This is a genomic window from Arthrobacter sp. IK3 (assembly GCF_051337705.1).
Lineage (GTDB): Bacteria > Actinomycetota > Actinomycetes > Actinomycetales > Micrococcaceae > Arthrobacter_B > Arthrobacter_B koreensis.
In genome coordinates this window covers 69,472-81,728 of record NZ_JBPPSW010000015.1, presented here as the reverse complement: position 1 = coordinate 81,728, position 12,257 = coordinate 69,472, and the positions used below count along the sequence as shown (strand labels likewise).

The following is a 12,257-nucleotide window of genomic DNA, read 5'->3' as shown; positions in this document are numbered from 1 at the left end:
TATGTGAACTCAGTGGGGATGAATCTACTCTAGATTTCCTTGGGGAACCGGCTGATTCCGCGCCAAGCTAAACGGTAGACCAGCTCGCTGGCCGCATCGATGTCCAGGTCCCCGTCCGTCTCAAGCCAGTAGCGGGCGCTGACCTGCGCCATGCCGGCCATGGCCCGGCCAAGCAGGGTGGCCTCGATGTGGGAGAGCTTGGTGTCTTCGGCGATGACGTCCGCAATATCGCTGGCGAAACGCGCGTTGAACTCCTCGATCCGGGAGCTGACTTCGTCGTCGCTGGTGAGATCGGATTCAAAGACCAGCCGGTGGCCCTGGCTGTCCTGGGCCACGAAGCGGAAGTAGGCCCGCATGGTTTCGCGGACTCGGAGCTTGTTGTCCGTTGTGGAGGTGAGGGCCGTCTGGAGGAACTGGGTCAGCGTGTCCAGGTGGTCATCAAGCAGCGCAAGGTAGAGCTCGCGCTTGCCGGGAAAGTGCTGGTACAGCACCGGCTTGCTGACCTGGGCCGTGTCTGCGATTTCGTCCATGGCGGCGCCGTGGAAACCGCGGCTGACGAAGACTTCCTGCGCAGCGCGCATCAGCTGCCGGCGCCGTTCTTCCCGGGGGAGCCGGGTGGACTTGCCGGCGGGCTGGTTGCTCACGTGTTTAGGGACCTCTCCTGCTTCGCCCGGGCACCTGGTCCGGGTCCGGAACAACAGTTTACCCGGGGGTAACACTGAAGGAAGGCAACCTGGGGCGCCCAGCCCCGTCGGGGACCTCGAACCACGGCGCCCGGAGGCATAGATTGGTTCCCATGAGCATTGAGACGGCCGCATCGCTGCCACCCCTCACCGAGCCGGCCTCCGGGCTGGGGCGCGATGAAAAGGAACGGTACTCCCGGCACCTGATCCTTCCCGGTTTCGGGGAAGAAGGGCAGCTCCGGCTGAAGAACGCCAGGGTCCTGGTGATCGGTGCAGGAGGACTTGGGTCCCCTGCACTGCTGTACCTCGCTGCGGCCGGGGTGGGAACGCTTGGCATCGTGGACGACGATGCCGTGGACACGTCTAACCTGCAGCGCCAGGTCATCCACTCGGTGCACGACGTCGGAACCTCCAAGGCACGTTCGGCGCGGGACAGCGTGCTCGCCCTGAACCCCCTGGTGAACGTGGTCCTCCACGAGGTCCGGCTGGATGCGCAGAACGCACTGGACGTGTTTTCCGGCTATGACCTGATCCTGGACGGAACGGATAACTTTGCCACCCGCTACCTCGTCAGCGATGCCGCGGAAATCCTGGGCAAGCCGTGCGTCTGGGGATCCATCCTCAGGTTCGACGGGCAGGTGAGTGTCTTCTGGTCAGCGCATGGCCCGACGTACCGGGACCTCTATCCGGAGCCCCCGGCACCGGGGTCCGTTCCCTCCTGTGCGGAAGGCGGCGTTCTCGGTGTCCTGTGCGCCCAGATCGGTTCGGTCATGGTCAACGAAGCCATCAAGCTGATTACCGGGACCGGACGGACCCTGCTGGGACGCCTGCTGGTGTTCAACGCCCAGGACATGAGCTGGCGTGAGGTGGGCCTGCGCCGTGATCCGGAACGGAAGCCGGTCACGAAGCTGGTGGATTACCAGGCGTTCTGCGGAACCGTGCCTGGCCCCGGGCCCGCAGTTCCGGGTATCGGAGCGGTTGAACTTGCCGCCCTGCTGCGGCAGCGCGACGCCGGAGAAGCTGATTTCGACCTGATTGATGTCCGTGAACCCGGCGAATACCGGATTGTGAACATAGCCGGCGCGCGGCTGGTGCCGCGGGCTGCCATCCTGGCCGGGGAAGGCCTGCCGGAGCCGGGGCGGACGGTGTACGTGCACTGCAAGTCGGGCGGCCGCTCAGCCGAGGTGACGGCCTTCCTGCGCTCGCAGGGATATGACCGCGCGTTCACTGTGGATGGCGGGATCCTCGAGTGGGTCCGCCGGGTGGAACCGGACAAGCCGGTCTACTAGCCGGGAGAGGCATGTCCGGAACCGCGAAGGTGTTGTGCGGCGAAGGGAATCAGGCGGACTGCGCGGTGTCCACTGAACCGTCTTCGGGCTTTTCCTGCGGTGGATCCACCGTGATGCCGTAGATCGCTTCGAGGCCGCGGATGTAATCTTCCTGCTGGCCGCTGGCGGCCAGCTCACGGGCGCGCACGGCAGGAACGTGGAGCAGGGCCTTGACCATGCGCCGCATGGCGAATTCGACTTCCTCTGCCGCGCCGGTGCAGCCGTGCTGGGCCCGGACCTTGTCGAGTTCCTTGTCGAGGACTCCCAGGGTGTGCCGACGCAGCGCAACAATCGCGGAATCGAGTTCCCGGCTCAGCTGGGCCTCGGAGAAAGCCTGTGCCGCATCGGTGACAATCCGGTTGGCCTGCTGGAGTGATTCCGCCTGCTCGGCGGGTGCTGCCAGGCGAACGGATTCGAGCGTGATCAGGTCAACGCCGTCGAGCTCCCGGACTGCGGGATCAAAGTCGTGGGTGAGGGCCAGGTCAACGATGACCAGCGGCTTCCCGGAGCCCGCGCGCACGCGGCGGATGTCCTCCGCGCTGACCTGGTTCTCCGAACCGGAACAGCCGATGACGACGTCGGCGCGGGCAACGGCCTCGCCGAGGGAGTCCCGGTCCAGTGCGGTTCCGCCGCGGGTAGCTGTGAAGGATTCTGCACGGCCCGAGGAGGAGTAGACCGAAACGTCGGTGCAGCCGCGCTCCTTGAGCAGCGCCATGGTTGCCCCGGCGTAGGCGCCGGTACCAAACACGACCACGGCTTTCTTCCGCCAGTCAATGTCCTCTGAAAGGTCGGTGGCCAGTTCGAGTGCGACCGACACGATGGACAGTCCGCGCTTGCCCAGCGCGGTCAGGGCGCCAACGTCCTTGGCGGTGCGGGAGGCAGTCTGGAACAGGCGGGTCAGGGTTCCGCTGGCGGTTCCCTTGTCCTGGGCTTCGATCAGTGCCCGGCGGACCTGGCCGGCGATTTCCCGTTCCCCGACTACCGCGGAGTCCAGGCCTGCGCCGACGGCGAAAAGGTGTTTGGCGACGTCCTGGCCCGTATTGGTCGTGAAGGACCGGGAGACGACGTCTTCCTCCAGTCCGGAGTGACGGCTGATCTCCGCGATGGCGGCAGAGCGGGCGGCTTCGACATCCGCCTCGGAGCGGGCTTCGCAGTACACCTCAAAGCGGTTGCAGGTGGCCAGGACTACAGCCCCGGCAACGGCCGGGCCGTTTTCCAGCAGGGAGGAAGGGACCTTGGGCGCGCCGGCACTAAGCCGGGCGACAGTTTCCAGGTCTACGTCAGAATGGGTCGCGATGAGGGATAAGAGAACCACAGTGGCTTAATACTAGCCACTCGCGAGGGAAACGGTGCTATTCGCGACGGCGGTCACAGGTGATTTGGGCCGCATCTTCCGGTTTGCGGAGCGGGCCCATGCGCCTGGCGGGTGCCCGGTTATCCTTCACGGCAAAATTTGGGGAGAATCTATATATGACTCTCAGCGCCTCTCATCCGCTCATGGATGGCCGCACGGCCGATTCCCCGCTTATTGCCGCCTACCGTGGCAAGACACCGTCCCGGCGTCCCGTTTGGTTCATGCGCCAGGCGGGCCGGTCGCTGCCGGAATACCGCAGGGTCCGGGAGGGAGTCGGCATGCTCGAATCATGCCTGCTGCCCGAACTCGCATCCGAGATCACCCTCCAGCCGGTCCGGCGGCATGACGTGGACGCCGGCATCTTCTTCTCCGACATCGTGATCCCGCTGAAGCTGGCCGGCGTCGACGTGGACATCGTTCCCGGCGTCGGGCCTGTCCTCGGCGCCCCCGTGCGCACTGCCGCAGACGTGGCAGCGCTGCCGGACCTCACCGATGAGGCGCTGGAACCCATCCGTGAAGCGGTGGCCCTGACCGTGGCGGAGCTTGGATCCACGCCACTGATCGGGTTCGCCGGCGCCCCGTTCACCCTCGCCGCGTACATGGTGGAGGGCAAGCCGTCCCGCGACCACCTGGGCCCGCGGACCATGATGCACGCGGATCCCGAGACCTGGCAGGCGCTCACCAACTGGGCGGCAGACGCGTCCGGCAAGTTCCTCCGCGCCCAGCTCGAAGCCGGCGCCAGCGCGGGCCAGCTCTTCGATTCCTGGGCAGGGTCGCTGGGCCTGGCCGACTACCAGGCCAAGGTTGCTCCGGCATCCGCCAGGGCACTGGACCATGTCCGCGGACTCGGCGCCCCGCTGATCCACTTTGGCACCGGGACATCCGAGCTGCTGGTGGCGATGCGGGACGTGGGCGTCGACGTCGTCGGTGTTGACTACCGCCTTCCGCTGGACGAAGCCAACCGCCGGCTCGGCGGAACAGTTCCGCTGCAGGGCAACATCGATCCGGCGCTGCTGGAAGCCCCCTGGCCGGTCCTGGAAGCCCACGTCCGCCAGGTCCTGGAGGCAGGATCCGGGGCGCCCGGGCACGTGGTGAACCTTGGCCATGGCGTGCCCCCAGAAACGAATCCCGAAGTCCTGACCCGGGTGGTGGAACTCATCCACTCAGTGGAGCCGTAGCCATGCAGGCATCCCGCAAATCCGTCGGCACGTCCGCAGCAGCGCCGGCAGGCCGGCCCGCCGGCGTTGTGGTTGGAGGCGGCATCTCCGGGCTGATCGCGGCCCGGGACCTTGCGCTAGCCGGTTTCGACGTGACAGTGCTGGAGGCGGCTGAGGACTTTGGCGGCTGCGTGGGAACCCACCGCGTCGCCGGGCTGGACCTGGACAGCGGAGCCGAGTCCTACGCCACCCGCTCTCCGGCCGTGCCGAAACTGCTGGAGGAACTGGGGCTGCAGGAGCGGATCGCTTCTCCGGATCCCTCCGGCGCCTGGCTCCAGCTAGGCGGTCCGGACCCCGCGAAGGCGGCCCAGCGGATGCCCCAGACCGGGCTGCTGGGAATCCCCGCCGATCCCCGCGCTGACGAGATCGCCCAGGCGATCGGCCGGACGGGCGTGGCACGGGCGGCCCTCGACCGCGTGCTTCCCATGGCGCCGCTGCTGCGCCGCGAGAAGGTCAGCCTGGGTGAGATTGTCCGGTCGCGGATGGGGGAGGCCGTTCTCAAACGGCTGGTCACTCCCGTGGTGGGAGGCGTCTATTCGGCGGATCCGGATGTCCTTGATGCTGATTCGGTGGCGCCCGGACTGCGCAAGGCCATGGCCGAGCACGGTTCGCTGGGAGCGGCCGTAGGTGCCATGCGCCGGGCGGCACCGGCCGGATCCACCGTTGCCTCCCTGCGGGGCGGCATGGGAACCCTCACCAGTACGCTCGTGGAGAACCTCCGCGAACTCGGGGCTACCCTGCTGGCCGGTACGCCGGTTACCGGCATTGAACGCAGCGGGACGGGATTTACCGTCACCACCGATGCCGGTACGCAGACCGCCGACGCGCTGGTCGTGGCCGCCGACGGCCCGGCCGCCGTGGATTTGCTCACGCCGTCGGTTCCGGACCTGGCGGCCTTCCGCCCGGGCCCAGGCCCCGGCGTCGCGCTGGTGACGCTGGTAGTAGACAAACCAGAGCTTGATGCAGCGCCGCGGGGGACGGGAGTCCTGGTTGCCCGTGACGCCGAATCCGTGCAGGCGAAGGCACTGACGCATGCCACTGCCAAGTGGCAGTGGCTGGCAGATTCAACCGGGCCCGGTACACACGTGCTCCGCCTGTCCTACGGGCGCGGTCTTGGGCCCGGGCAGGAAGCCGACGTGACTGCCCTGCGCCCGGACGGGGAACTGTTCGCCGCTGCCCTCGCGGATGCGTCGGTCCTGCTGCAGGTGCCGCTGGAGGAAGCAGACGTCATCGATTGGGATGTTGTCCGGTGGGTCGGTGCGCTGCCCTCGGCCACCGTGGGCCATGCGGACCGGGTGGCGTCCGTGCGGGCCGCCGTCGCGGAAGTCCACGGCCTTGAAGTTGTTGGCGCGTGGCTTGCCGGAACGGGCCTGGCCGCCGTCACCGCTGATACCCGTTACCGCACCGCGCACCTTGCCGAAGCCGTAAAATCGTAAAAATGTTCTACGCTTTGTAGAAGTTCCTTATTCGCCTAAGCCTGTCCAAACCGGCAGACTGTAAGTCATGAGTGAGTCCATGGGTCAGAACGCATCAGCCGAAGTCGAAACACAAGAACAGTTCTTCACACTTTGGACCGTTTTCAAGCGGTCAGACCTTCCGCGTGAAACCAGCGACGGCGCCCTGGGCGCTTTCGAGGAACTCGTAGGCAGCTTTGCTGCCGAGAACGTCACCCTCCGCGGAATCTACGATGTTTCCGGCATGCGTGCCGACGCAGACATCATGATCTGGCTGCACGGCGGCCAGGCCGAGGCGCTGCAGGCAGCGCTTCGCAAGGTCCGGCGCTCCGAACTGTTCGCAGGCACGGAGATCGCCTGGTCTGCCATGGGCGTCCACCGCGACGCCGAGTTCTCCAAGAACCACTGGCCGTCCTTCGCCCGCGGCATCGACCCCGAAGCCTGGATCTGCGTCTACCCGTTTGTCCGCTCCTACGAGTGGTACCTGCTGCCGGCCGAAGAACGCGGCGCCATGCTGCGTGACCACGGCATGCTGGGCCGGGACTTCCCGCAGGTCCTGGCGAACACCGTCGCTTCCTTCGCCCTGAACGACTGGGAGTGGATCCTGGGGCTGGAAGCCCCGAACCTGGTGGACCTGGTGGACATGATGCGCCACCTGCGGTCCACCGAAGCGCGCAACCACGTGCGCGAGGAAATTCCCTTCTACACCGGCCGGCGCATCTCCGCCGCCGAAGTAACCGAGGTGCTTCGATGACTTCCCTTTCAACCCCCGCAGGCTTTGATCCCCTGGAAGGCGTCAGCGAGGACGGTGTCATGGCCCCGGCCGGATACGACGCTATCCTGCTCGCCTCCTTTGGCGGACCGGAAGGCCAGGAAGACGTTATTCCGTTCCTGCGCAACGTCACCCGCGGCCGCGGCATCCCCGACGAGCGCCTTGAGGAAGTGGCTACCCACTACCGGGCCAACGGCGGCATCAGCCCCATCAACGAGCAGAACCGCGCGCTGAAGGCTGCGCTGGAAGGCGAGCTGGACCGCCGCGGAATCCAGCTCCCGGTTCTCTGGGGCAACCGCAACTGGGCCCCCTACATCAAGGACGTGCTGCAGGAAGCCCACGACGCCGGTTACCGCCGGCTGCTCATGGTCACCACCAGCGTGTACTCCTGCTATTCCTCCTGCCGCCAGTACCGCGAAGACCTGGGCATCAACCTGGTCGAGACCGGGCTGGACAAGACGCTGCGGGTGGACAAGGTCCGCCAGTACTTCGACCACCCCGGTTTCGTGGAGCCCTTCGTCGAAGGCGTGCGGGATTCCCTGGCCAAGGTACGCGAACAGCTTGCCGCAGCAGGCAAGGACAACGGGAAAATCGAAATCCTGTTCTCCACGCACTCCATCCCCACCGCCGACGCCGAGGCCGCCGGCCCGCGCGACGTCGAGTTCGAAGAAGGCAGCGCCTACGTTGCCCAGCACCTGGCAAACTGCCGTGCCATCATGGACCGCATCCCGGAAGCCGCCGGCCTGGACTGGCAGCTGGTCTACCAGTCCCGCTCCGGCTCCCCGCACACGCCGTGGCTCGAACCGGACATCAATGACGCCATCGCCGAGCTGCCCGCCAAGGGCGTAGAAGGCGTCGTCATTGTGCCGCTGGGCTTCGTCAGCGACCACATGGAAGTCATCTGGGACCTGGACACCGAGGCCATGGAGACCTGCTCCGAGCTTGGACTGGCGGCACACCGCGCACCGACACCGGGCATCCACGAGAAGTTCGTTGCCGGCATCGTGGACCTGATCTGTGAGCGCACCGTTGAAAACAACATTGCCGACCGCCCTGCGCTGACGAACCTCGGCCCGTGGTACGACGTTTGCCGTCCCGGCTGCTGCGCCAACCTGCGCGGCGAAAAGCCGACCATCGCCGGCGTTGACTCGACGGTGGGAAGGCAGTAGTGGCGCACTCCCCGGTGCTGATTGGCACCCGCGGGTCCGCCCTGGCCGTCACGCAGACCACCACGGTGGCTAACACGCTGGCAGACCTGGGCGGCTTCGACGTTGACCTGGTCCGTGTCCGGACAGAAGGCGACGTGAACCGGGCTGCCCTGTCCCAAATTGGTGGCACCGGTGTCTTCGTGGCGGCCCTGCGGGAATCCCTGCTCGCCGGGGACTGCGACGTCGCCGTGCATTCGCTGAAGGACCTGCCCACCGCCGAGGCCGATGGACTCATCATCGGGGCCATCCCGTCACGGGTGGACGTGCGCGATGCACTTTGCGCACGGGATTCCCTGACGCTGGCGGAACTGCCTGCAGGCTCGAAGGTCGGCACCGGCTCGCCGCGCCGTGCAGCACAGCTGCGGGCTGCCCGTCCGGACCTGGAAATCATTGACATCCGAGGCAACGTGGACACACGCCTGGGCCGCGTGGCCGGGCTGGTGGAGGGCGCACCCGGCGACCTCGACGCCGTCGTGCTGGCAGCCGCCGGACTCAGCCGCCTGGGGCGCCTGGACATGGTGTCCGAGTTCCTGGACCCGTCAGTCATGCTGCCGGCACCGGGGCAGGGCGCACTGGCCGTTGAGTGCCGCACCGCGGACGCCGCCGAAGGGCCGCTGAGCCGGGCACTGGCTGCCTATGACGACTCGGCCAGCCGGATGGCCGTGACGGCTGAACGGTCCCTCCTGCAGCGCCTCGAAGCCGGCTGCACCGCGCCTATCGGTGCGCTGGCACGGGTCACCGATCAGGGCCTCGCGCTCGAAGCCGTAGTCTGCAGTGACGACGGCACGCAGGTGCTCCGCCGGTACTCGTCCACGTCACAGGCCGATGAGGACGGCGCACGGGCCCTGGGTATCCGGATGGCCGAAGAGCTCCTGGCAGCAGGCGCCGCGGACCTCACCAACCTGGCGTCCTAAGCAGCCGGAGACCGTACGCATGACCGGAGACAGCGGTATGGACACGCCGTCCGCAGCCGGACCCGGACCCCGCCCGGCGGAGAGCCTGGCCGGCGCGGAGGTTGTCCTGCTGCGTTCCCCGGACCGTGCCGGACCCATGGCAGGGGAACTGCGCTCCCGCGGTGCCTCCGTGCGGCTGATGCCACTGATCGATTTCCGGCGGCCCTCGGACACCGGACCGGTGTCCGAGGGCCTGCGCGGCCTCGGACAGGGGGAATTCGATTGGATCATCCTTACTTCCGCAACTACTGTCCAGGCCCTCAGAGCTGCAGCCGAAGCTGCCGGGAGCTCATTGGCCGTGCGCTGCCGCGGCACCCGCGTGGCTGCGGTTGGTTTGGGCACGGCCCGGGCGCTGAAAAGTGCGGGCATCGTTCCGGACCTCCTTCCCTCCGGGGACCAGTCTGCCCGCGGTCTGGCTGCGCTTTGGCCCGCTCCGGGACCTGGGCGGAACCGCATTTTCCTGCCGCAGGCAGATATCGCCAATCCTTTCCTGCGGACGTCCCTGGCCGCCGCCGGCTGGGACGTTGTTGCCGTGCCTGCCTATGAAACCGTGGACTACCCGGCACCCGAGGAGCAGCGGATCATGCCGCGGACAGGCGCGCCCGGAGCGGAAGTGCTGAGCCCCGCGGACTACCGCGCCTGGACTGCGGCACGAGGGGGCGCTGAAGCGGCCCGAAACCACGCCGTCGTCGTCACCTCCCCGAGCACCGCGCGGCGGTTTGTCCGTGACGCCGGGCCGGATGGAACCGCGCTGCTCGTCGCCATCGGGGACCCCACGGCTGCCGAACTGGCACACCTGGGACATCCCGCGGCAGCCACGGCAGAGCATCCCACCCCCGCCGGCATAGCCGACGCCGTCGAAGCGGCACGTGCCGCCCAGAATTTTCAACACCCTGACCCGGAAGGCAGAGAACAGCCATGAGCTTCCCCCAGCACCGCCCCCGCCGGCTGCGGACCAAACCGGCCATGCGGCGGATGACCGCCGAATACCGCCTGGACCCTGCCGAGCTCGTGCTTCCGGCCTTCATCCGCGAAGGCCTGTCCGAGCCGAACCCCATCACCTCGATGCCCGGCGTCCTGCAGCACACCACCGACACCCTGAAGCGCGCTGCCGCTGAGGCTGTGGAACTCGGCGTCGGCGGCATCATGCTCTTCGGCATTCCGGCAGAACGCGACGCCGCAGGCAGCGCCGGTACGGATCCGGACGGTGTGCTGAACAAGGCCATTGCGGATGTGCGCGCCGAGGTCGGAGACGACCTGGTGATCATGAGCGACGTCTGCCTCGATGAGTTCACCGACCACGGCCACTGCGGCGTGCTGGATGCGAACGGCGTCGTGGACAATGACACAACCCTTGAGATCTACGGCCGGATGGCCGTTGAACAGGCGCGTGCCGGGGCCCACGTACTGGGCCCCTCCGGAATGATGGACGGCCAGGTTGCCGTGATCCGGCAGGCCCTCGATGAAGCCGGGTTCCAGGACGTCTCCGTGATTGCCTACGCCGCGAAATACGCGTCAGCGTTCTACGGCCCGTTCCGCGAAGCAGTGGACTCGCAGCTCAAGGGCGACCGCCGCACCTACCAGATGGACGCCGCCAACCGTCGCGAGGCCCTTTTGGAAGTGGAGCTGGACCTCGAAGAAGGCGCCGACATGGTCATGGTCAAGCCGGCCATGAGCTACCTGGACATCCTTGCCGACGTGGCCGCGATGTCCCCGGTTCCGGTAGCGGCTTACCAGATCTCCGGTGAATACGCGATGATCGAAGCTGCGGCTGCGAACGGCTGGATCGACCGCCGCCGCGCCATCGAAGAATCCGTCCTCGGCATCAAGCGTGCCGGCGCCAACATCATTCTCACGTACTGGGCCGCCGAGCTGGCCGCCTGGCTGAAGGAAAGCAAGTAATGACCCAGACTGTCTCCTCTGAAGAGCTCTTCGACCGCGCCCGTTCCCTGATGCCCGGCGGCGTGAACTCACCCGTGCGGGCATTCGGCTCCGTTGGCGGTACCCCGCGCTTCCTGGTGTCCGCCAAAGGACCGTACGTTACCGACTCCGAAGGCCGCGAATACGTGGACCTGGTCTGCTCCTGGGGTCCGGCCCTGGTGGGCCACTCCCACCCGGACGTCCTGGCAGCGGTGCACTCAGCCGTCGACCGCGGGCTCTCCTTCGGAGCGTCCACGCCGGCCGAGGCCGAACTTGCAGCCCTGGTGATGGACCGTGTGAAGCCCGTCGAGCGGCTGCGTATGGTCTCCACCGGCACCGAAGCCACCATGACTGCAGTCCGCCTGGCCCGCGGCTTCACCGGCCGCAACCTGGTCATCAAGTTCGCCGGCTGCTACCACGGACACCTCGACGGCCTGCTGGCCTCCGCCGGTTCCGGAGTAGCCACGCTGGCCCTTCCCGGTTCTGCCGGCGTCACCGCAGCGACGGCCGCGGAAACCCTGGTGCTGCCGTACAACGACGTCGCTGCCGTAGAGGCCGCCTTCGCCGAGCACGGCGCGAATATTGCCGCAGTCATCACGGAAGCAGCGCCTGCCAACATGGGCGTGGTCACCCCGGCGGAGGGCTTCAACGCCGCACTGTCCCGCATCACCACCTCCCACGGCGCGCTGCTCATCCTGGATGAAGTCCTCACCGGTTTCCGCACCTCGCCGGCTGGCTACTGGGGACTGACGGGGGAGAAGGAAGGCTGGGCGCCGGACCTTTACACCTTCGGCAAGGTCATTGGCGGCGGCATGCCCGTGGCAGCCCTCGGCGGCCGCGCGGACGTCATGGAATACCTGGCCCCGCTGGGTCCGGTCTACCAGGCAGGTACACTCTCCGGAAACCCGATCGCCATGGCGGCCGGCGTCGCCACGCTCACCGCTGCGACGCCTGAGGTCTACGCGAACATTGACGCCCGCTCCGCGCAGCTGTCCCAGGCTGTCTCCGAGGCACTCTCCGCAGAAGGCGTGAACCACAGCGTCCAGCGCGCCGGGAACCTCTTCAGCATCGCCTTCGGCACGGCGGAGCACGGGGTGCACGACTACGCGGACGCACTGGCCCAGGAGGCGTTCCGCTTCAAGCCGTTCTTCCACTCGATGCTGGATTCCGGGATCTACCTGCCGCCGTCCGTCTTCGAGGCCTGGTTCCTCTCCGGCGCGCACGACGACGCCGCGATGGACCGGATTCTCGCTGCCCTGCCGGCCGCAGCGAAAGCGGCAGCGGCCGCCCAGCCGTAGTACCCCCCCCATCGAGATGACAGAAACTGCTCGTATCAGCTCTGATACGGGCAGTTTCTGCTATCTCGAT

General features: G+C 67.3%; 11 protein-coding genes. 9 read left to right on the top strand and 2 right to left on the bottom strand.

Translation table 11 applies throughout. The annotated features are described in order from the left end of the window. Window positions 1–29 precede the first annotated feature (29 nt). Window positions 30–644, bottom strand: a complete 615-nt coding sequence (locus ACSLGO_RS17415; protein WP_226802292.1) for a TetR/AcrR family transcriptional regulator — start codon at window positions 642–644, stop codon at window positions 30–32. A 152-nt stretch (window positions 645–796) separates the two neighbouring features. Here ACSLGO_RS17415 and moeB point away from each other — a divergent pair, with 152 nt between their 5' ends. Beyond that, on the top strand, window positions 797–1,972 hold the full coding sequence (gene moeB, locus ACSLGO_RS17410; RefSeq protein WP_436401577.1) for a molybdopterin-synthase adenylyltransferase MoeB: 1,176 nt from the start codon (window positions 797–799) through the stop codon (window positions 1,970–1,972). A gap of 49 nt (window positions 1,973–2,021) precedes the next feature. Here moeB and ACSLGO_RS17405 read toward each other — a convergent pair whose 3' ends face one another. Then, entirely contained in the window at window positions 2,022–3,326 is a 1,305-nt protein-coding gene (locus ACSLGO_RS17405; RefSeq protein WP_436401576.1) for a glutamyl-tRNA reductase, read from the bottom strand. Between the two features lie 155 nt (window positions 3,327–3,481). Here ACSLGO_RS17405 and hemE point away from each other — a divergent pair, with 155 nt between their 5' ends. The 8 genes from hemE (at window position 3,482) to hemL (ending at window position 12,187) form a co-directional block, all read left to right on the top strand. Further along, window positions 3,482–4,543, top strand: coding sequence for a uroporphyrinogen decarboxylase (gene hemE / locus ACSLGO_RS17400; protein ID WP_436401575.1), 1,062 nt, complete (start codon window positions 3,482–3,484; stop codon window positions 4,541–4,543). Between the two features lie 2 nt (window positions 4,544–4,545). Next, the gene (gene hemG, locus ACSLGO_RS17395) at window positions 4,546–6,018 is read left to right on the top strand and encodes a protoporphyrinogen oxidase (protein WP_436401574.1); all 1,473 of its coding nucleotides are present in this window, start codon (window positions 4,546–4,548) and stop codon (window positions 6,016–6,018) included. Between the two features lie 67 nt (window positions 6,019–6,085). Beyond that, entirely contained in the window at window positions 6,086–6,790 is a 705-nt protein-coding gene (gene hemQ, locus ACSLGO_RS17390; protein ID WP_091603050.1) for a hydrogen peroxide-dependent heme synthase, read from the top strand. After that, on the top strand, window positions 6,787–7,977 hold the full coding sequence (locus tag ACSLGO_RS17385) for a ferrochelatase (protein WP_436401573.1): 1,191 nt from the start codon (window positions 6,787–6,789) through the stop codon (window positions 7,975–7,977). The genes hemQ and ACSLGO_RS17385 overlap by 4 nt, the downstream gene beginning before the upstream one ends. Next, entirely contained in the window at window positions 7,977–8,930 is a 954-nt protein-coding gene (hemC, locus tag ACSLGO_RS17380) for a hydroxymethylbilane synthase (protein ID WP_325786988.1), read from the top strand. Before ACSLGO_RS17385 ends, hemC begins: the two co-directional genes overlap by 1 nt. 19 nt (window positions 8,931–8,949) lie before the next feature. Then, on the top strand, window positions 8,950–9,891 hold the full coding sequence (locus ACSLGO_RS17375) for a uroporphyrinogen-III synthase (RefSeq protein ID WP_436401572.1): 942 nt from the start codon (window positions 8,950–8,952) through the stop codon (window positions 9,889–9,891). Continuing rightward, window positions 9,888–10,871: a porphobilinogen synthase gene (gene hemB / locus ACSLGO_RS17370; protein ID WP_436401571.1), complete on the top strand. Its 984-nt coding sequence runs from the start codon at window positions 9,888–9,890 to the stop codon at window positions 10,869–10,871. The genes ACSLGO_RS17375 and hemB overlap by 4 nt, the downstream gene beginning before the upstream one ends. Then, complete coding sequence (hemL, locus tag ACSLGO_RS17365) at window positions 10,871–12,187, top strand: glutamate-1-semialdehyde 2,1-aminomutase (protein ID WP_263127274.1); 1,317 nt, start codon at window positions 10,871–10,873, stop codon at window positions 12,185–12,187. Before hemB ends, hemL begins: the two co-directional genes overlap by 1 nt. Window positions 12,188–12,257 lie beyond the last annotated feature (70 nt).